This window comes from Streptomyces sp. NPDC026062, assembly GCF_055568375.1.
In genome coordinates this window covers 107,910-128,639 of record NZ_JBVHOQ010000021.1, presented here as the reverse complement: position 1 = coordinate 128,639, position 20,730 = coordinate 107,910, and the positions used below count along the sequence as shown (strand labels likewise).

Below are 20,730 nucleotides of genomic sequence, written 5' to 3'. Positions count from 1 at the left end.
CGTCCGCCCGAAGGACGGCCCGGTGGCGGCCGGTGCGTGCGATCGCACGCTCCGGCCGCCACCGGGCGGGCGGGACCTTCAGAACGCGCCCTGGGCGCCGTACGCCTTGAACGCCAGCACGTGCGCGTGGGGCGCCCCGTGCGTCGCGTCCACCACGAGACGCAGGGCGTCGGTGCTCACGGGTCCGCCGTCCGCACCGCGCAGATCGTGCACCCGGTGGCGGCGGCGGTTGTCCGTCACCGTCAGCAGGGTGTTCCAGGTGCCGTCGGGCTCACGGCTCTGGATCCGGTAGTCACGGACCAGTTCCGGCATGACCTGGAACGGGGTGCGGTGACGGTGCAGGTTGTTGAGGTACTCGTCGACGTCGTCGTCGAACACCACGCGCGTCTCGGTCAGCTGCCGCTCCGCGTCCCAGTCCAGGCGCAGCCACTGGCCGGCCTGTTCCGGGTCCGCCAGCGGCTCGGACGACCACATCTGCGGTCCGCCGTAGGGGCGCTGGAATCCGCCGACCGCCCGCTCGGGCCGGAACGCAGCGGTCTCCGGGGTGGCGCGGAAGCCGAAGGTCCGGCGGCGCAGGCCGCGGGCCTGCCACTCCAGGACCAGCTGGCCGTCCTCCTCGGGAATGTCGTGGTCGACCGCCACGTCGCCCTCGGCCCTGCTGCGCAGCGCGAGCACCCCGTCGGTGCGCGCGGGCAGAAGGACCAGGGCCGCGCCCGGACAGGCGCGCACGATCAGGACGACGTTCTCCGGGGCCTCCGGACGGTGGCCCAGGCGGGCCGTGACCCAGTGGGGCCCCCCGGCCGGCACGGTCACCGTGGTGGTGAGCAGGTGGTCGGCGGGGACCGCGTTCTCGGGGCTGCCCGTGCTCCACAGCTCCACGGTGAGCTCGCTCGGCCGCTCGCCGGGGGCACCGTGGACCAGCAGGTCGACGGTGTCGAGCGCGGGGTCGGCCGGCAGCAGCAGCCCGAGGTCGCGGGTGAGGGGGTACGGCTCGCCGGGTGCGGCCTCCACGGGCTCCGCGGCCAGCCGGCCCAGGTACGAGGAGGCGCTCACCCGGGCCTCGCGGGCCAGGTTGTCGGGGTCGTCGTCGGACAGGCCGATCACCGAGGCGTCCTGCCGCAGCAGAGTGCGGCGCACCAGCTCGGGGCGCTCGGTGGCGAGCTCGCGCGGGGTGAGGCCCTCGGCGACGCAGAGCGCCGCGGCGGTGCCTGCGGCCTCGCCGAGCGTGGCGCAGGTGGCCATCACACGGGTGGCGCCGAACGCGATGTGGGTGGCGGATATGTTGCGCCCGGCGAACAGGAGGTTCGTGACGTTCACCGAGTACAGGGAGCGCAGCGGGATGTGGAAGATGCCGTCCGCGTAGCGCTGGCGGGCGCCGGGCTCGTCGGCGTACATCCCCTGCACCGGGTGGAGGTCGACGGACCAGCCGCCGAAGGCGACACGGTCGGCGAACTGGCGCTGCTCCAGCACGTCCTGCTGGCTCAGCATGTGATCGCCCAGGAAGCGGCGGTACTCGCGCTTGCCCGGGAGGCTGCCGACCCACTCCAGCGTCAGGTTCTCGGCGTCCGGGAACTCTCCGGAGTTCTTGATGTGGTCCCAGATGCCCATGACCACGGCCTGTAGTTCGTCACGGATCCGCTCGTTGTCGTGAACGGTGTCGAGTTCGCCGCCCCACTCGACCCACCAGTAGTCGCATCCGTTGTCGCCGGTGCGCAGCACCCGGTTGCGCAGGATGGGTGTGGTGGCGAGGTCGCGGGCGGAGTCGGGCGCCACGAACTTCACCGGCCGGCCGGTGTCCTTGGTGTGGAACAGGATGGTCGACCCGAGCAGCGCCTCGTCGCTCTCCTCGGGCGCCCAGGGCTCGCCGAACTCCGAACGGGCCTCGCGGCCGATGCGGTACCGGGCGCCCGCGAGATGGCCGAGCAGGCCGTCGCCGGTGCAGTCGAGGAACTGACGGGCGTGGAAGGTGATGCGCCGCTCGGAGCCCATCATCCAGCCGGTGCAGGAGCGCACCTCGCGCGCGTCGCCGGGACCGGTCGCGTCGACTTCGCGTACGTCGGTGTTGAGGTAGAGGTCGATGCCGGGTTCCGCCCGGACCGCGTCGAGGACCACCTGGTCCCAGTAGTACGGGTTCCCCTCGGGGTTGCGATACTGGTTCTCGGTGTACAGCTCGCCCATGATGCCGGTCTCCCGGGCCCAGCGGTGGACGCCGTGGGCGGAGGCCCCGCAGACCCAGACCCGGACCTCGCTGCTGGCGTTGCCGCCCAGCACCGGGCGGTTCTGGACCAGGGCGACGCGTCGGCCGAGCCGGGCCGCGGCGATGGCCGCGCAGGTCCCCGCCAGGCCACCGCCGATGACGGCGATGTCGTAATGGACCTCTTCTTCCCGCACGGGGCGGCCTCCTCGGTGTGAAGCACGGACTCTCTCCGCGGTAGCGGAGCGACCATGAACGTACATCACATCCATATTGTGCAACTACTGTTCAGTCAGTGGGATCTGTTGTAAGTTTTCGGCGCAGCCAACGACGCCGTCGGCAAGAGCCACCACTCGTGTGCGCGGCAGGTCATCGACCTCGTAGGTTCTGCACAGAACCGACGATTCACCGACCAAAAGGGTTGACGTCTTCGCACGATATGGAGAACGATCCCGCATGCTGCAACTTGTATTCAGTGCGGCAGCTTGACCTTCACACAGGGCCTCGGCCGGCGCACGGGACGGCGCGGCTCACGGCTCACGTCCGGCCGCATCTCCTCCGCCCTGCGGAGCGCAGCCACCGTGGCATGCCCTGCACCACCGCCCCGCCCCGTTCGAGAGGACTGATCCATGAGTACGGCCGCACCTCCACGGAAGGCCGCTCCACGTCGTGAGCGGACCGGTGGACGACTCTCCAACGGCGCGTTCGCACTGCTGCTGACAGCACCGGGGATCGCGCTCTTCGCGACGATCATCATCTATCCGCTGGTATCGGCCCTGTTCACGGGCTTCTTCAAGCAGGACCTGCGGCTGCCGGGACGGGAATTCGTCGGTCTCGACAACTTCACCTACTGGCTCGACGGCGACTTCCTCACCATCCTCAAGCAGACCCTGGTCTTCACCGTCGGCGCGACGCTCGTCCCCTTCGTCCTCGGGTTCGCCCTCGCACTCGCACTGAACTCGGGCCTGAAGGGCAGCGGCTTCATGCGCGGCCTGTTCCTGTTCCCGTGGGTGATCCCGGGTGTGGTGGTCTCCTTCCTGTGGATGTGGATCTTCAACGCGAACTACGGCGTGCTGAACGGCATCCTCATGGACACCGGGATCATCGACGAGTCCGTCTCCTGGCTGGGGCAGCCGGGCACCGCGATGCTCGCCGTCATCGTCACCAAGACCTGGGCGAGCTTCCCCTGGATGATGGTGATGCTCCTGGCCGGTCTGCAGACCGTGCCCAAGGAACTGCACGAGGCCGCCTCGATCGACGGGGCCGGTTCGATCCGGCGCTTCTTCGCCGTCACCTGGCCGCAGGTGCGCGGGGTCGCCTCGATCGTGCTGCTCCTGGAGTTCATCTGGAACTTCCAGCACTTCGACACCATCTACGTGCTGACCGGCGGCGGGCCGGCCGGCGCCACCGAGACCTTCGCCACCGCGGTGTACCAGACCGCCTTCAAGGGCTTCGACATCGGCCGGGCGACCGCGCTCGGCGGCCTGTGGATGCTCCTCCTGCTCCTCCTGGTCGCCGTCTACCTCAGGATCACCGAGCGGAAGGGCGACGCCTGATGACCTCCACGACCTCCACCCCGCTGTCCGGCACCGGCCGGCTGAAGCAGACCACCGCATCCGCCGGGAACACCTCGCGGCGCCGCATGCGCAAGGATCTGCTCCGCTCCCGGATCGCCGCCTGGACCGCGATCCTGGTGATCGGCGCGTTCGGCCTGCTGCCGGTGTACTGGCTGCTGGCCACCGCCCTGAGCAGCCCCGAGGACGCCTTCCAGTTCCCGCCGAAGCTGATACCCACGCACATCACCTTCAGCAACTTCACCGCCCTCGCCGAGAACGACCAGCTGATCAAGTACCTGCTGAACTCTCTCATCGTGGCCACGATCACCGCCGTGCTCAGCGTGGTCGTCGCCACCTACATGGGGTACTCGTTCTCCAAGTTCCGCTACCGCGGCCGGCGCTCGCTGATGCACATGGTGCTGGCCTCCCAGATGTTCCCCCAGGCTCTTCTGCTGGTGACGCTGTACGCCGTCTTCTCCAGCTTCGGCCTGCTGAACACGTACACCGCGCTGGTGCTGTCCTTCACCACCTTCACGATGCCGTTGTGCGTCTGGATGCTGAAGGGCATCTTCGACACCATCCCGGACGCCCTTCTGGAGGCCGCGTCCATCGACGGCGCGTCGCGGTGGCGGACACTGCACTCCATCGTGGCGCCGCTGGCCGCACCCGGAATGATCGCGGCCGGGCTGTTCGCCTTCGTCCGGGGCTGGAACGACTTCATCTTCGCCGTGACGCTGGCCGACAAGGAGAAGCAGACCCTGCCCCCCGGTCTCGTCTCCACCTACATCGGCGAGTTCCAGGCCGCCTGGCCCGAGCTGATGGCCGCCTCGCTCGTGGTGTCCATCCCGGTGGTCGTCGCCTTCATGTTCCTGCAGCGCTACCTGGTCGGCGGCATGACCGCCGGTTCGGTCAAGTAGCCGGTCCGCACGGGATCCTCCCGCGCCTTCCCCCACGCTCCTCCCCTTCCGCCCAATCCCCCATGGAGAAACCATGACCACCTCTGGGATCAGCCGCCGCGGCGCGCTGCGCATGTTCGGTGTTGGCGCCCTCGGTGTGGCCGGTGTCGGCGCGCTCGGTGCCTGTGCGCCGTCCCCGTCCAACTCCGGCAGCTCCTCCAACGGAGGCGACACGAAGTCCAAGGACTTCGCCTTCACCTCCTGGTCGCTCAACGAAGAGGCCGCCCGGCCCTCGATCGAGAAGATCATCGCCGCGTGGGAGAAGGCCCAGAACTCCAAGGTCCGCGCGGTCTCGTACCCGTACAACGAGTACCTGAGCCAGCTGACCCTCAAGCTCGGCGGCGGGGAGACGACCGGCGCGGTGCACCTCGACATCGCGTGGCTCGCCGCGGTGGCGCAGATGGGCAAGCTCGCCGACCTCGGTTCCGTGGCCCCGAAGGGCGGCTACACCGATGTGGCGCTGAAGAGCGGTGTGTACGACGGCAAGCAGTACGGCCTGCCGTGGAACACCGGCTCGATCGGTGTGATCGCCAACTCCAAGCTCCTGGACAAGGCCGGCATCAAGAAGCACCCCACCACCATCGAGGAGTTCGAGGACGCGCTGCGGGCGCTGAAGGGTCTCGGCAACGGGATCGTGCCCTACGCCGCGGCCACCAAGGTCGCGCAACTCAAGGACATCTTCCCGTGGATGCAGACCTTCGGCTGCACGCTCATGGACGGTGAGAAGGTCACCATCGGCGACGACGCCTCCGTCGACGCGGTCGCCTGGTACAAGAAGCTGCACGACGAGAAGCTGATCGCCGCCGACGTGGACCGCTTCGACGCGCGCGCCCTGTTCGGCCAGGGCAAGGCGGCCTTCTACGACGACGCCGTCATCGGCAAGGGCGTGACCTCGGCCCAGTCCAAGGACAAGACGCTGGCCGACGCGATGCAGCCGATGCAGCGCCCGGTGCTGCACTCCGGCGACACTCCGCAGGCCCTGCTGTGGGGCGGTGTGATCGCGATCGTCAACGGCAAGGGACAGGACGCGGCCACGCAGTTCGCGCTGCACACCACCTCCGACCTGGCCACCACGTCCGAGTACTTCGAGACGCGGGCCCTGCCGCCGTCCACCACGGCCGGTCTGGCCGACCCGAAGGTCGCCAAGGACACCTTCACCACCGAGTGGACCGAGAAGATCACCAAGACGGCGACCGGCAGCCCGTTCTGGCAGTTCGCGCAGAACGCGCAGATCGAGGAGGCCGTGGCCAAGCAGGTCCAGGCCGTCCTGGTCGGCAAGTCGAAGCCGAAGGACGCGATGAAGAAGGCCGGCGAGGAGGTCTCCGCGCTCATCAAGCGCTGACCCGCGCACGGCGGAACCGGGGCCCGGTAAAGGCGGATCAGCCTTCACCGGGCCCTTCGCCATGCCCGCATACGCCTTGTCCTCGAAGTATCTCGAATCCTCATTGTGCAATCCCTATTCACGATGTGGGATCTGCTGTAAATTTCCGGCGCAGCGGAGGGACGGTCCGGCACCCCGAGCCACTCCCGCACCTCCACCAACACGCCCGCGAAGGAGCTCAACTTGCGACGCCCTCAGGCACGCGCGTATGCCGCATCGGCCGCGGCCCTGGCCGCCCTGATCACGCCCGGCCAGGCAGCCCAGGCCGACACCACGGACCGCACAGCGGCAGCGGCGACCGTGATCGAGAAGGTTCCGTACGCGATGGACTCGTCGAACCAGGCCGCCTGGTGGACGCCCGCCGCCACCTACAAGGGCCGCGGCCAGTACACGTACTTCGCGTTCAACGAACCCGGCTCGACGGCCGCCACGCACCGCCCGGCCATCGCGCGGCGCGACCCGGACGGCGTGTGGAGCCGTCTGCCGCTGCTCGCCACCGGCGGACAGCAGGCCGAGTTCCCCGACGACAACGGCCACAACCAGCCGTCCGTCGCCCGCGACGGCAGCGGCCGTCTGCACGTCTTCACCTCCATGCACGCCGACCCCTGGCGCTACTTCCGCACCGAGGCCCCCGGCGGGGACGTCACGGACCACTCGGCCGAACTGCCCGACCAGGGCCAGGCCATCACCTATCCGGTCGTGACCACGGCGCCCAACGGCGATCTGTACCTGGCCGCCCGCGTCGGCGCGGGCTCCGATCAGCGGCCCGGCAAGCTGTACCGCTGGGACAACGCCGCATCACGCTGGAGCGTGGTCGCCACCTTCGCCGGCGCGCTGAACCGGTCCGTGTACCCCGACGACCTGACGGTGGACGCCGCCGGGCGTGTGCACCTCCTGTACGAGTGGGCCAAGGCCCCGGCGACCGCCTTCCGGCACCAGCTGTCCTATCTGCGCTACGACCCGGCGACCGGGGCCTTCGCGGACAGCACGGGGGCGGCCGTCAGCACGCCGGTGACACCCGCCACCTCCGATGTGATCCAGGAGCTCACCACGGGTGAGGAATGGAGCAACGACAACGCGTACACGGGCCCGGCGGTGCAGACCGCCAAGCTCACCCTCGACGGCTCCGACCCGAAGGTCGCCTACCGCTACCGCTCCGCCGACAGCGGCAACTTCGGCGTGTACTACGCGTATCCGAGCGGCAGCGACTGGATCCGCCAGACCGTGTACACCGGCGGCCCGACCGCCGCGGCCCTCGGCATCACCTGGGACGAGACGGAGGCCGGCCGGGTCTACTACGTGACCGGCTCCGGCACCGACCGCGTCTTCGCCGCGACCCGGCCGGGCAGCACATGGACCTCCCAGTCCGCCGCGCCGGGCGTGAGCGCGGACCGGCTCGCGGTGCGACGGGACTCGGACGGGAACGACGTGCTGTACCTCCCGGACACCCCGAACAACTCGCTCTACTACGGGATTCGTTGACCCACCGCGCCCCCCGGTGCCGCCGGCAACGGCACCGCGGGGCGCTTCATCTGCCGGTGACCTGCCCGTCTCCGGGCCGGCCCGGAGGGGACCTCGCCAGGGGCCGGCCCGCGGTCGCAGGACCACGGGCCGGCCCCTGGCGCATTCCAGGAACGCCGACCCCGCGCCCGGCTCGAAGCCCGTCCGCCGAAGCCGTGTTCCGCCGCGAACCGCTCGCCCGGCGACCGCTTCGGCGTGCGGCATGCTCGCCGCACAAGTAAGGAGGAAACCAGCCAGTTTCGACTCAATGTGTTCGCCTGGGGCTGTTACCGGGGTGCTTTAATGGCGCCTGCATGTAAAAGGCAAGGGGCTGATTTCCTTTTCCATATTCAGCCCTCCGCCCGTTGTGCTCGTTTCTAGAAATTCTTAGTCGGGAGAATTCAGAATGAGATTCATGCGAGGTGCGGCGCTCGGAGCCGCTGCCTTCGGTCTGACCGTGGCGTTCCTGCCGACACCGGCCTCCGCCGCGCCCACCGCCAGGTGCTACCCCGGCCTGGCGTGCGTGTACTACAACTCGAACCAGGCCGGTGCGATAGCGGCCATGGCCCACATGGACGGCGTGCCGTCCTGGGACTTCGGCTACGTCTTCAATGCGGGCACCGGGAACGGGGCGGGGGTGACGGTCAAGAACAACGCCGCCTCAGCGGACAGCCGTTACCTGACCCAGGCCGTGCGCGTGCACTACAACAGTTGGTACAAGGGGCCGTACGACGTGGTGGCGGCGCAATCGAAGCGGAATCTCAGCGTCACTTACAACAACAACGCTTCGTGGAACTACCACCCCAACCCTTCCTGAGTATCGAGGCCATTCAATGAACTCAACGCGTCGCCAAAGGTTTATTGGAATCAGCACCGCCCTCGCCGCGGGCCTGCTGGTGATCACCGGCTGTTCAAGCAGTGACCAGGCCGGCCATACCGTCAAGGACAGCGCCATCCACCCCGCATCCGACGAGGTGAAGATACGCACCCTGCCGATCGAGGACTACCTCCCCTCGTCGGCCGAGTACGTGAAGATCACGAAAGCCCGTGTGCGGCTCGACGAACAGTGCATGCGCGACTTCGGTTTCACCGGCTTCGAAGCGCTGAGCGTGCCGCAGACGGACCCGAGGGACAGCTTCACCGCGGACCGTTACGGCATCGAGGACGCCGCCGAGGCCGCGAAGTACGGATACCACCCGTCACCCGCCCTCGCCGCCTTCGCCAAGGCCGCCCCCGAGCCCGAACTCCCGGCCGATCAGGAGCTCGTGATGACGGGTCTGCCCGCCGAACAGAGTGACACCGCCGCCCTCAGGACGGCACCGCGGTCGTTCAAGGGGATGGCGATCCCGGCCGGCGGCTGCATCGGTGAGTCCACCCGCCGGCTGACCGGCGGATCGGATGAGCTGTACGCCGACCTCCCGCAGGACATCAACGGCCAGAGCTACCTCAAGGCGAAGGAGGCACCCCGCGTACGGGAGGTGTTCGCCGCCTGGTCGACGTGTATGACGGGCAAGGGGTTCGACTACAGCGACCCGATGCAGGCCAACGACGACCCCGCGTTCAGCGGCAGCACCGCCACAGCGGCGGAGATCGCCACGGCCACCGCCGATGTCGCCTGCAAGAACTCCACTCGGCTCGTGGACACCTGGTTCCAGGCCGAAGCCGACATCCAGGCGTCACTCATCGAGGACCGGCACACCGAGCTGGCCCCCATGAAGGAGACCAAGCTGACCGCCCTCGGCAACGCCGCGACGGTGCTTGCCGGCAACTGATCCCGTCCGCCCGGTACTTGGGCAGCACCACCGGAACAACGAACGTCCCCACGGCGGATCGCGTACGCGGTGGATCCGGCGGGCCCGAAGCGCCCGCAGCCGCCGGGACGGACGGCTGGACCTGATCGCGGACCGCCCCTGAACCAGGGGGCGGCCCGTGATCCGCTGCGCGCCGGGGCAGACGCGACGCGGACCTGAGCAGACGGCATCGGCTTCACTGACGCCTCGCCGCACGACTACCGCCCCGACCTTCCCGGGATCCACCGGATCCCGGACCGGAGCGCGGCACGCGAGCGACCCCGAGTACCGATCCGAACGGTGCGACGGCCTCGGCAACAGTCACGGCCGCCCGAACCCGGCGACCGGCTTCTTGCTTCTCCGCATGGCGCGCAGAGAGCGCCACCAGCAGGCGCCGACACCCCCTGTCCATCCTGTCCGCCATCGGACGCGCCACGGAACCACGTCCTTGCTCCACGCCCGAGTCAGCGACGGCCTCTTCACCGCCCACCCGCCTCCGGGACCAGCGTGGGTTCGGCCCGCCCCCGCTTTCCGTACAACGTCGCGGGCCTCGGAACCGAAGCAGGGCCCCACCCGCTCGCCTGTCCACGACCGCAGAGCCTCCTCGCTCCTGAAGCAGCCCCGCGCCCGTGCCTTGATGTGGAGACACAAGATTCAGCCAACTACGCAGGCTGTCCGACGGCACGCAGAAGTGGTGGACTCAGCACCCATGCACTCCCTCGCCGGTAGAGCGCGGCCGGCCTGCCTGTCAAGGGCATCCTCTGCTCGCCCGTGGGTTCCACGAACCCTGCGGTCTTCAGTACCTTGCGCCGGAAGTTGCTCGGGTCCAACGTCTGCCCCCAGACCACTTCATAGACCGTACGCAACTCACTGAGAGTGAACTCAGAGGCGCAGAAAGCCGTGGCAACAGACGTGTACTCAAGCTTACGGCGAACCTCCTCCACCGCCTCTGCGAGGATGTCGGAATGATCGAACGCCAGCCTCGGCCGGCACCCCTCCTGGTCTTCCGCAGGCGCCCAGTAGGCGTGTTCCGCATCGGTCCCCCCCACGGGCACGGGCAGGTTGGGCCCCAGGGCCAGGTACGCAACGGTGACTACTCGGCCTCTCGGATCTCGTCCGGGATCACCATAAGTACCCAGCTGCTCCAGGTGCAATGGACCACCGTCGATGCCCGCTTCCTCCCACAACTCCCGCAGCGCTCCCTCACGCAGGGTCTCGTTCTTCTGGACATACCCGCCGGGTAGCGCGGGGCGGCCCAGGAAGGGCTCCAGCCCCCGGTCGATCAGAAGCACCATCAGGCGAGCGTCCCGCAGCGTGAAGATCGCCAGATCCACCGTGACCCACGAGGCCTCCACGTCATCGGAGTCTTTCAGCCAGTCATCCACGAAATCCCCTAAAGGTCACATTGACTTGAATACCCTTGCGACTTAAGGTCGCACGGACCTTAACTCTAAGAGGCGAGGGCAGGACATGGCCACTCCCCCCGCACCACCCACACCACCCGCAAAGGAATTCGGCGGCGAACCCACGGCCGCAACGCGCCACTTATGCGCAGGGGCATACGTGGACGAACGCTTTCGCGACCTCGTGATCGACAAGGTCTGTACGTCACCGCACCGCAGGGTCGCCCCGTCCTACGGCTTCGACGTGGTCCCGGTCATGCGGCATGCATGGCGGGCCGCCACCCTCACCGCCATGTTGCGCGTCACGCTACTCGGATCAGTGATCGCGCCAGCTTGCGCCGGCGCCTTGCCCGCGAGCGTTCTCGTGGCGTGCGGACTCGCCCTCCTGTGGCTGCTCCGCCTGGCCCTACTCATACACCGGGGCGACCGCGAGCCCAGGACCGATCGAAAGCCCGGGCTCCGCAGCCAGGAGCGGCGCTACCGCCATCGGCGCCGTCTCCAACGGATTCTCCCGAAAAGGAGATCGGAGAAGTCACAGGCACTGCGACGCGTCGGAGGCATCGCACTCGGCCTGACAATGACCGGCCTGGCGATCGGGCTCACCCACCCACGCCAGGCCACCACAGCCCTTCACCTGGGGGTGAGCATCGTGCTTGCGTGCTTCACCTTCGGAGCGACGCGTCAGCTGCAGCTCAACCGGCTCCTTCGGGCGCAGACCCTGCGCCCCGGCCGCCTGTCCTCGCGGCAACGGGTGGCCGACGTTCAGCAGCAAGATGTACACACCGTGTACCGCCGTCCCCACCACAGCCAGGACAAAGGAGAGGCCGAGGACGACCTGACCGTGTTCACCCTCTTCGGCAAGGAGTCGCCATTCATCGGCGCAGGAGAGATCGTCTACCAGTGGAACCCGCCCATGAGCGTCCAGCTCCTGCGCCCCGTTGAGGATGACGACGTCCCCCTGCACGAACGGGAGCACCCGGTACCCCCGTTCCAAGCCCACGAGCTCGTCGAGCATCTGCGCGATGCGGTTCGCCTGCTGAACACCGACAGCCACGATGTCCGGCTACCCACCCACGTCAGGGACCGCGTCTATGTGTCCGAGACCGACGTGGCAACCAACCGAGCCCTGCTTCCCCGGAAACTCACCGACGCGGATCTTCGGGAGATCATCAACACGCCAGGATCGAGGGGGCATCATTTCCTCGAAATCACGACACCACTGGAAGGCGCGGAGTACGTCGCGACCGTCCTGCTCCACGTCAGCGTACGGGGACGGAACCTGATCATCTCCACAGCTGCGTGCGTGCTGGCGCACACGCCGAGGTCCTTCCAACGGACGTCCGAGTTCGGCCAGCACGGTGCCATCGCAGTCGTGTGGGCCGCTCTCCGCGAACTATCCGCCCTGCCCCGGCAAGTCCAGCACTCGTGGCGGATCGTCCGATACCTCCGCGCCCTGATCAAGTCTGCCGTCCTCCCCTCGGATCTCACGTCCACGCCTATACGCAACGTCCTCATCGGCAGTCGCGTGAGCATTCGGGAGCAACCGGCCCAGGCGTGGTCCAAGGTGCAGCTGGAAAAGACCGACATCCTCGGCCGGATGAAGACGATCGAACAACGTCTGCTTCGGGCAGCAGGCGACTTCCTAGTGGCCAAGGGCGTGGACGCGTCAGAGTTCAACAATCGAGCGCTCAAGATCATCAACAGCGGGATCTTCAACTTCGGCGACAACAACACCATCAGCAACAACGCCGTGGGCGACGCGGCCCAAGTCGGCGCCCCTGCGCACCCCACCACGGGGACCGGCACCCCCAGCGACGGAGGAACTCCGTGAACACCGACCGAGGCATCAGCTCCTACGGAAACGACAACACCATCAGCAACAACGCCGTGGGCAAAAACGCCCAGGTCATCGCGACGCCTCCAGCCGAACGAATCGGCACTTCGGTCACCGGGAGCGAAGCACCAACGGGCCGAGACACATGGGACATCGGAATCGTCACCATCCTAAGCGAGGAACTACGCTCGCTGTGTGACGAGTTGAAGCTCGAACGGCACAAAGAGCCAGGCGGCCTCTACTTCTACCGCGGAGAACACACCACCTCGGACTCGACCGTCCGCATAGTCGCCACTCAGACTCAGAGCCAGGGGCAGCGGTCTGCCATGGCCGCTCTGGAAAATCTGCGACGTCACTACGCGCCCCGACTGTGGGCACTCGTCGGCGTGGGGGGAGGCATTCACGACGAGTACGCCCACATCGGGAACGTCATCGTCTCGACCGAGGTCGTCTACTACGAGAATCGAAAGATCAATCCGCTCGGTGATGTTCGCAGGCGTGGAGAACACCGACAGGCCCCGGCCCACGTGGTGCACGCCGTGAACGCATTCTTCACCGAGCACGGCACTCCTGCCCGTATTCACGGACAACTCACCTCGCAGTCCTCACAGGAATTCCAGGTGCATCCGGGGCTGATCGGGTCCGGGGAGGCCGTTGTTGCCGACCGCGACAGCGACATCCGCCGATATCTCGCGCACTACAACGAGAAGGTCCTGGCGGTGGACATGGAAGCAGGTGGCTTGAGCCAGTACTGGCAGGAGAACTCCGTCCACGGCGAGGCGAACCCCGGCTGGATCGTCATCCGAGGTGTTTCGGACAACGCAGACGAAGAGAAGGGCCACGCCCACCACGAACTCGCGGCCCGGAACGCCGCCCACGTCCTACGGCTCCTGCTGCCCTTCCTTTGCTGACGCGATGGATGATCCGCCACATTCGGCCTGACACCGAAAGAGGCTCCACATGACCGACCTTCTGTTGGGAATCATCGGCTCTCTGACGGCCAGCGCGATCCTCCTCGTCCTCGGGTTGCTGCGCGGCGCCCGTCCCATGTGGTGGCTGGTCGCAGCCTGCTCCCGATACACGGGCACAGGTCTCGGGCGTGTATACCGTCACCAGTCCTCCGCCGAACAGGACCTCGCTCGCGACCTGCGGCAAGCCCGCTGGGTAAAGGTCCTGGCGGGCCGAGGAAACGTGCTCACCCGTGAGGTCTTCTCACCCTTGTGGTCGGCAGAGCCGTCTCCGCAGTCCGTCCAGGTCCTGTTACCCGACCCGGATCCCCGAGAGGACTCCTGGCTCGATCGGCGCTCGCAGGAGGTTTCCCGGTTCGACCCCGGCTTCACACGGGGTCTGCTCCGAAGCCAGGTGCGAACCAATATCGACTACCTGGCCCGTATAGCGCGGGCGCGAGACGGAATCGAGCTCCGCACTTTCAACTTGCCGAACAACTGCCGTGTGATCGCGACGGACCGTGCCGCCTACCTCACGTTCTACGACGCTTCGGCCCACGGCAGAAACTCTCCGTGCCTGTATGCCCGGGCGCCCGGCACCCTCTACGCCGCCGCGCTGCGCCAGTTCGACACGACCTGGACACACGCCGCGCCGCCAGTCCCGAACCCTCTCCTCTGACGGACCGGGAAAGAAATGCCTGCCGCAGACTCACGAGCCATGGCCCCGCAGCCGCACACAGCAGGAGCCTGACCCACTGACACCCCAGGATTTCCGGCACCCCAGCCACGGTCGGCCGTGGCGGAGACGGCGCGCGTCAGGCAGCTGCGACGCCTGCCCAACGACGGGCAGCGAGGCCGGCTCCACGCACACCCAACGACAGAGTGCCGCACGGCCGGCCCGCCCATGGCGCCGGTCACAGAATCCTCCGCACTCCCGGCAGCCTGCGCATCCCCGCCGCCACCACGAAGGCAAGGCCCGTGGCGGCGAGGGAGACCGTGAGCCAGGCCCCACCGGCCGTGAGGCCGCGATCCGCCAGCAGGAGCTGCGCGCCCACCACGAAGGGCAGGTGCACGAGGTAGACCGCGTAGGCGTCCGAGGACAGTTCACGGGTGACACGGTTCGCTCCGGCCACAGCCTCCCGGAACAAGGTCAGCAACCCGACGCAGAGCGCCACGCACAGGAAGCTCTCGTACGCCGACCAGAGTGCGGAGGGTCCGTTGGGACCGCCCGGCCCGAACGCCGGCGCGTCCTGTCCGACCGCGAACAGCAGCGCGACGCCGAGCAGGCCACCGGTCAGCCAGAGCCACCCGGTGCGGGCGTCGAAGCGGTTCAGCCAGTCGTGGCGGTGGGCGAGGACACCGAGGGCGAAGAAGGCCGCGTACTGGGGGAGGCGCGCGGGTTCGACCTGAAGGAAGTCGAGCACCGGGATCCAGGTGTCGAGGGGGTACTTCAGACGTACGGCGAACGTGGCGGCGGCGAGTACCACCACGAGAAGCAGCAGGGCAGGACTGCCCGGCACTTGACGGGGACCTGCGGGCTTTCGACGGCGGGGCACCAGGCGTGCGGCCCGGCGGCACACCACGTACAGGACGCTGTAGGCGAGCAGGTTCTGGATGAACCACAGATGGGCGAACTGCAGGTCGGGCCAGGAGGGTCCGGTCCAGCCGACGGGCTTGTCGCCGAAGCCGAGGTAGACGTCGGCGAAGTAGTGCGGGTAGGAGATCGGCCCGTAGCCCCGGTAGTGGACGTAGTAGGTGTACAGCAGGCCGGGGACGATCGTCAGCGCGCCCACGAGGACGGGTATGCCGAGGCGCAGCAGTCGGCCGGTGAGGAACCGGCGGACGCCGCGGCGTTCGTACGAGCCGGGGACGAGGACTGCGGAGACGAAGAAGAACAGGCTCATGAAGAACGCACCGTCGACCGCGGAGAGCGTCGCCAGGGCGGGTGTGCGGGGCTGGTTCCGGACGTACCACCAGTCGGAGGGGCCGTAGGGCTGTGCCGCGTGGTGGATGACCACGAGGACGGTCAGGGCGACGCGGAGGTTGTCGAGCCAGGCCAGCCGGTGCGCCTGGTTCCGGCGATCCGCGGGAGGTGTGCCGGGTGGGGCTCCGACGGGGCAAGTGTTCATGCGTACAGGATGGTGAACATATGCACACACCGCACTGGTGCTAGCCCCCGCCCGTCCCTTCCAGGTGCCCGTAGTAACCGCGCAGCAGCAGCCGTTGATTGGCCGCGCTGCGGCGAGCCAGGACGTCCGGGGCGAACATCGGCTCGCGGAGCTGGGGCTGCATGACACGCTCCAGAAGAAGCGGACCGAGGACCAGGCAGAGCATCTGGAACGCCGCCCATTCCGGATCCGGGCCTTCCCCGTTCCCGCTACCGCCACCGCTCTCGCGCTCGTACCCGCTCCTGTACCCGCTCCTGCGCTCGTTCCCGTTCCCGCTGCCGCTTTCGTGCTCGTTCCCGTTCCCGCTACCGCTCTCGTGCTCGTTCCCGTGGGCGGCGGTGAGGCGCTCGACCTCGGCCCGCGCGCCGGTCAGCAGGCGGCCGAAGAGTTCGGCACTGGCTCCGCTGTCCTCCAGGAGGACGTGGCGCAGATAGCCACGCAGAACCGGGTCGGCACCGAAGACGTTCGCCGACGCGGAGCCGAGGGAGGCCATCAGGCCGACGGACGGGTCGAGTTGCCGCAGCTGCTCGGCGACGCGTTCCAGAACATGCGCGTCGACGGCCGCCCGCAGGCCCTGTTTGGATCCGAAGTGCCGGGTGACCAGGGCCGGGGAGAGCCCGGCAGCGGCCGCCACGGCGCGGGTCGAGGTTGCCTCGAAGCCTCGCTCGGCGAAGAGTTCGAGGGCCGCTTCCCGCAGTCGCGCCCGTCCCGTCAGATCGCTTCTGTCCACACCGTTCATGAGCGCAGCGTACGTAACGACGGAACGGCCACGGCCCTCGCTGTGCACCGGCGGCACACGAGCCGTTCCGGGCCCGCCGCGCCTTTGGCGAGGCGACCCGGACGACCGGTCCGATCCGGTCGATGCCGTGGTGCCGGCCGGGCCGCGCCCACAAGGTCGGAGGTGGCCGGACCGCTCGCCGGAAGGCTCCAGAATCGCGACGCACTCCACCGGGTGCGTCATCGGAACGGCTTCACCCTGAAACCGTCCCGGAAAATGCCGGGCCCAAGCCTGCTCTTCGGCTCGAAGCCCCTCGCACGACCACCCGGAACTCAGGACACCGCGCTCCGCGCGGCTGCCGCGGCTACGTTCCGCGAGTTGCCACATGCGTGCGGTCACTCCACCATGGAGGTCTCGCCCGAAGGCCGGTCCGACCGGTGGACAGGAGGGGTTCGGCACGTGGCCAGGTATTTCGAGAACACTGCCGGTGAGCTCGTCCCCGACGCGCTGTCCGGCTTCGCCCGCGCGCACGCGGACCTCGTGGCGTACGACGCCGATGACGGGTTCTTCACCGCCCGGCACTCCTCACCGGCCCGCCGGGTGGGACTCCTGTCGGGTGGCGGCTCGGGGCACGAACCCCTGCACGCCGGATACGTCGGCGCGGGCATGCTCGATGCCGCCTGCCCCGGGAGAGTCTTCGCCTCTCCGCACAACCGGCAGATCTTCCGGGCGTCGCGCGCGGTCGCGGGGCCGGAAGGTGTCCTGCACATCGTCAAGAACTACACCGGCGACCGGATCAACTTCGGTATCGCGGCCGAACGGCTCTCCGCTGCGGGCATCGCCTGCGCGCGGGTCCTCGTCGACGACGACCTGGCCTCCGAATCCGAAGGGATCGCCGCAGGCCGCCGGGGCACGGGCGCCACCATGCTGGTCGAGAAGGTCCTGGGCGGGGCCGCGGACACCGGGATGGGGCTCGAAGGGCTGGTGGAACTGGGCACCGCCCTCGCGGGACGGTGCCGGACGCTCGCCACCGCCTCTGCCGCCCACACCGCACCGGCCACCGGTGAGCCGGCGTTCGGGCTGCCGCCGGGGGAACTCGAATACGGCGTCGGGATCCACGGCGAGCGCGCCGACCACACCAGGAGCCAGGACAGCGTGGGCGCGTTGGTGGAGGACATGGCCGACGCCCTGCTGGACGCCTTGCGCCCCGGGCCCGACGAGCCGGTCGTGGCACTGGTCAACGGTCTCGGGTCGGTCACCTCCCTGGAGCTGTACGGCATCTTCGGCGAACTGGGCCGGGTCCTCGACGGCCGCCGCGTGCCGCTCGCGCGGCACCTCGTCGGCGACTACGTCACCGCGCTCGACATGCGGGGCTTCTCCCTGACCCTCATGATCGCCGACCACGACACCCTGGGCTTCTACGATGCGCCGGTCCGCACTCCGGCGTTGCGATGGTGAGCGGCTCACGGGCCGCCGCCCCGGCGGCCCGTGACAGGAGCAGGATCAGGATCAGGAGCAGGAGGACGGTCTCATGACGGCCGCTGCCGCTTTCGACGGACCACAGACCCGCGATTGGATGCGCCGCTTCAGCGCTTCGGTGTACGCCACCGAGGCCGAGCTGACCGCGCTCGACCAGCAGGCGGGGGACGGCGACTTCGGGACCAATCTCGCGGCCGGAGTCCGGGCCGCCGGGGAGCTGCTCGACCGTATGGACGAGTCGGCCGGCCCCGCGGAGGCCCTTGGCATCATGGCCACCTCCTTCCTCGACGAGATCGGCGGGACCAGCGGCCCCCTGTTCGGCCTGCTGTTCCAGTCGATGAGCAGGGTCGCCGCGGGCTCGGGTTCGTATCTGACGACGGTCGCGCTCGCCGATGGCACCGCCCAGGGCCTCGCCGCGATCCGCCGTGTGGGTGACGCGTCCCCCGGCGACAAGACCCTGGTCGACGCGCTGGATCCGGCCGTGTCCGCGCTACGGGCGGCAGGGGAATCGCCGGCCGCGACCGCCCTGGCCGCGGCGGCGGACGGTGCCTGGCAGGGCGTACGGGACACCGCTTCCCTGTCGGCACGCATGGGCCGGGCCAGCTATCTCGGTGAACGGGCGACAGGCATTCCCGACCCCGGAGCGGTGGGCATCGCCCTCTTCTTCACCTCCGCGGCCGGTGCCGTGCCCGCCCTCGGGCCACTTCTTCGGCCCGCAGGCTGACCACGCACCCGCCGAAGAGGGAAGGAGGCGGCTCTACTCCCCGATGTGGCCGCGAGCCCAGCGCACCAGATTCCGGTCGGCGAGACTCTCGACCCACAGGTCCGCCTGCTCCGCGTCGGGACCTGGCGGGCAGGCACCGATCCCGATGACCCGGAGTCCTGCTCTGCGAGCGGATTCCATACCCGTGAGGGAGTCCTCCACGGCCAGGGCTTCCTTGGGCGGAACACCGCAGAGGCGGGCGGCCGTGCTGTAGAGATCGGGCTCGGGCTTCGGCCTCAGGTCCTCACCGGCCACCACGACGTGCTTGAAGAAGCCGAGGAGTCCGGCCCGGTCGAGGCACGATTCCACCATCGTGCGGGGGCAGTTGCTCGCCACCGCCAGGGGGAGATGCCGAGCGGCCAGCTGGACCAGGGCGGCAGCCCCGTCAATGGTGACGGGGTCCTCGTCGACCAGCGCCGTGAACGTGGTGAGGAGCGTGTCCGCCATGTCGCCCGCGAGGTCCGGCTTTCCCGTCTCATCGGCCATGAGCGCACCGCACTCGGTGTAGTGCACGCCCTTGGCACGGTCGGCGAATCCGGCCGGAGGCTTGAGGCCGAAGACCCGGAAGGTGGCGTTCCGGGCCTCCTGCCAGTGTCGTTCCGTGTCCATCAGGGTTCCGTCGCAGTCGAAGACGATGGCTGACGGGGACCAGGCAAGGATGTGATGAGCTGTCATGTAACTGCCGTTCTCGGAGACTGCGCCGACCGTTTCGGTGCATGGGTGCACGGGGCGGCAGAGAGGTGCCGGGATGCGGGTCACGAATGCGCAGCAATGGGGGAACCGCGTGAGTGGGCACGGTTGCTGCGACCGCGTGCACGTTGCTGAGCGCGTCGTGGCGGGCGTGGATCGACGCTTTCGACGTTGAGCCGAAAACATCGTGACAGCTACGTTATTTCGCGCCTCCGGTTTCCGCAATCACCAATTCGAGTGCATGAAATCGCCGCGGGCACTGGCGGCCAGGGGTGCGCGAAACCACCGGTGAAAGGAACCGCGCCCCCCGGAGACCCAGCAACATGCCTGGTGAGTGGCGCCCCCGGCAGCCCGCGCCACCACGGGGGCACAGTGACCCCCTCGCGCGAAGCGCCCCCCTCGCCCGGTAGCGGATTTCTTGAACACGCACCCACAGAGGACTGACGAATAATAGGATCTTCGCGCGATGCGACTACACCCCCGGGGCGAGGGTCCGCACCCCCTGACCGCATTCCCTGGCCGCATTGACAGAACGTTTGATCGAAAGTGGAACGCATATGCAGGACAGGGCCAGAGCAACCCGCAAAGTACTGCTGGAATCAGCAGCACACCTATTTGCCGAAAAGGGATACGAGGGAACGAGTGTCAATAAAATAAGTGATCACTCGGGGAAAACCAGCGGTGCTATCTATTTCCATTACTCAAGCAAGGAGAAGCTGGCCCTGGCGGTGGCCCGGGAACAGTTCGCCACCTGGCCACAGCTCGCCGCCCCCTACGCCGAACCCGGAATCCCCCCACTGGAGAAGCTGGTCGTCCTGAGCCTCGGTGTCGCGCGCTCCCTCAGCGAGGACGTCATGGCACGCGCGGGCGCCCGGCTGTGGGCGGAGCGCCGGGGTATCGACGCAGTCGTACCCACGCCGTTCGGCGTATGGTCCCTGGCTGCCACCCGGCTTCTCGCCCAGGCCCGAGTGCGGGGTGAGCTCGCGGCAGGCGTGAAGCCGTCGGCCGCGGCCGTGACCCTCGTGTGCGCGTTCTTCGGACTCTGCACACTGACCGACGACCTGCCGGGCGGGCGGGACTGGGGGGAGCAGTTCGACCAGTGGTGGCTGCTGACGCTCAAGTCCCTTCAGGCGGAGCCGGATCCGGACGGTCTGCTCGCCCGTGCGCGGGCATGGGGCCCCGCTCTGCCGTAAGGGAGGACCCGGCCCACCGGAGTCCGTTCGGCCAGTCGGGATGTGCGCGCACGTGCCGCGTCCTCCCCTGCTCCGGTCAGCGCGCGTCCTCCCCCGCTCCGGTCAGCGCGCGTCCTCCCCCGCTCCGGTCAGCGGCAGGACAGTGCCGTCGGCATCCG

The 20,730-nt window shown here is 68.5% G+C and carries 17 protein-coding genes; 12 read left to right on the top strand and 5 right to left on the bottom strand.

From position 1 onward, the window contains the following. Positions 1–78 precede the first annotated feature (78 nt). Positions 79–2,391, bottom strand: a complete 2,313-nt coding sequence (locus ACZ4LX_RS20635; protein ID WP_467641204.1) for an FAD-dependent oxidoreductase — start codon at positions 2,389–2,391, stop codon at positions 79–81. Positions 2,392–2,823: 432 nt separating this feature from the next. Between ACZ4LX_RS20635 and ACZ4LX_RS20630 the strand changes: the two genes are divergently transcribed. From ACZ4LX_RS20630 to ACZ4LX_RS20605, 6 genes are all read left to right on the top strand, one after another. Then, entirely contained in the window at positions 2,824–3,750 is a 927-nt protein-coding gene (locus tag ACZ4LX_RS20630; RefSeq protein ID WP_467641207.1) for a carbohydrate ABC transporter permease, read from the top strand. After that, the gene (locus ACZ4LX_RS20625; protein ID WP_467641209.1) at positions 3,750–4,667 is read left to right on the top strand and encodes a carbohydrate ABC transporter permease; all 918 of its coding nucleotides are present in this window, start codon (positions 3,750–3,752) and stop codon (positions 4,665–4,667) included. The genes ACZ4LX_RS20630 and ACZ4LX_RS20625 overlap by 1 nt, the downstream gene beginning before the upstream one ends. Before the next feature lie 73 nt (positions 4,668–4,740). Then, on the top strand, positions 4,741–6,048 hold the full coding sequence (locus ACZ4LX_RS20620) for a sugar ABC transporter substrate-binding protein (RefSeq protein ID WP_467641213.1): 1,308 nt from the start codon (positions 4,741–4,743) through the stop codon (positions 6,046–6,048). Between the two features lie 222 nt (positions 6,049–6,270). Then, positions 6,271–7,569: a BNR-4 repeat-containing protein gene (locus tag ACZ4LX_RS20615; RefSeq protein ID WP_467641215.1), complete on the top strand. Its 1,299-nt coding sequence runs from the start codon at positions 6,271–6,273 to the stop codon at positions 7,567–7,569. 424 nt (positions 7,570–7,993) lie between these two features. Beyond that, entirely contained in the window at positions 7,994–8,404 is a 411-nt protein-coding gene (locus ACZ4LX_RS20610; RefSeq protein ID WP_467641217.1) for a peptidase inhibitor family I36 protein, read from the top strand. A gap of 16 nt (positions 8,405–8,420) precedes the next feature. Next, entirely contained in the window at positions 8,421–9,359 is a 939-nt protein-coding gene (locus ACZ4LX_RS20605; protein WP_467641220.1) for a hypothetical protein, read from the top strand. A gap of 680 nt (positions 9,360–10,039) precedes the next feature. Here ACZ4LX_RS20605 and ACZ4LX_RS20600 read toward each other — a convergent pair. After that, positions 10,040–10,762 carry an NUDIX hydrolase gene (locus ACZ4LX_RS20600; RefSeq protein ID WP_467641222.1) on the bottom strand — a complete coding sequence of 241 codons (723 nt, stop codon included), beginning with the start codon at positions 10,760–10,762 and terminating at the stop codon, positions 10,040–10,042. Positions 10,763–10,940: 178 nt separating this feature from the next. Between ACZ4LX_RS20600 and ACZ4LX_RS20595 the strand changes: the two genes are divergently transcribed. The 3 genes from ACZ4LX_RS20595 to ACZ4LX_RS20585 are packed head-to-tail and all read left to right on the top strand — an operon-like array spanning position 10,941 to position 14,240. After that, the gene (locus ACZ4LX_RS20595) at positions 10,941–12,611 is read left to right on the top strand and encodes a hypothetical protein (RefSeq protein ID WP_467721245.1); all 1,671 of its coding nucleotides are present in this window, start codon (positions 10,941–10,943) and stop codon (positions 12,609–12,611) included. Further along, positions 12,608–13,525, top strand: a complete 918-nt coding sequence (locus tag ACZ4LX_RS20590) for a 5'-methylthioadenosine/S-adenosylhomocysteine nucleosidase family protein (protein ID WP_467641228.1) — start codon at positions 12,608–12,610, stop codon at positions 13,523–13,525. Before ACZ4LX_RS20595 ends, ACZ4LX_RS20590 begins: the two co-directional genes overlap by 4 nt. 49 nt (positions 13,526–13,574) lie before the next feature. Beyond that, positions 13,575–14,240, top strand: coding sequence for a hypothetical protein (locus tag ACZ4LX_RS20585; RefSeq protein ID WP_467641231.1), 666 nt, complete (start codon positions 13,575–13,577; stop codon positions 14,238–14,240). Positions 14,241–14,475: 235 nt separating this feature from the next. Here the strand turns inward: ACZ4LX_RS20585 and ACZ4LX_RS20580 are convergent, their stop codons facing one another. Together ACZ4LX_RS20580 and ACZ4LX_RS20575 are read right to left on the bottom strand one after the other, a co-directional pair. Beyond that, entirely contained in the window at positions 14,476–15,690 is a 1,215-nt protein-coding gene (locus tag ACZ4LX_RS20580; protein ID WP_467641234.1) for an acyltransferase family protein, read from the bottom strand. A gap of 40 nt (positions 15,691–15,730) precedes the next feature. Continuing rightward, entirely contained in the window at positions 15,731–16,468 is a 738-nt protein-coding gene (locus ACZ4LX_RS20575) for a TetR/AcrR family transcriptional regulator (RefSeq protein ID WP_467641236.1), read from the bottom strand. Between the two features lie 438 nt (positions 16,469–16,906). Between ACZ4LX_RS20575 and ACZ4LX_RS20570 the strand changes: the two genes are divergently transcribed. After that, positions 16,907–17,905, top strand: a complete 999-nt coding sequence (locus ACZ4LX_RS20570) for a dihydroxyacetone kinase subunit DhaK (RefSeq protein WP_467641240.1) — start codon at positions 16,907–16,909, stop codon at positions 17,903–17,905. Positions 17,906–17,978: 73 nt separating this feature from the next. Beyond that, on the top strand, positions 17,979–18,650 hold the full coding sequence (gene dhaL / locus ACZ4LX_RS20565; protein ID WP_467641243.1) for a dihydroxyacetone kinase subunit DhaL: 672 nt from the start codon (positions 17,979–17,981) through the stop codon (positions 18,648–18,650). A 33-nt stretch (positions 18,651–18,683) separates the two neighbouring features. Here the strand turns inward: dhaL and ACZ4LX_RS20560 are convergent, their stop codons facing one another. Continuing rightward, positions 18,684–19,364, bottom strand: coding sequence for an HAD family hydrolase (locus ACZ4LX_RS20560; protein ID WP_467641245.1), 681 nt, complete (start codon positions 19,362–19,364; stop codon positions 18,684–18,686). A 572-nt stretch (positions 19,365–19,936) separates the two neighbouring features. Here ACZ4LX_RS20560 and ACZ4LX_RS20555 point away from each other — a divergent pair. Continuing rightward, entirely contained in the window at positions 19,937–20,572 is a 636-nt protein-coding gene (locus tag ACZ4LX_RS20555; protein ID WP_467641672.1) for a ScbR family autoregulator-binding transcription factor, read from the top strand. Positions 20,573–20,730: the final 158 nt, after the last annotated feature.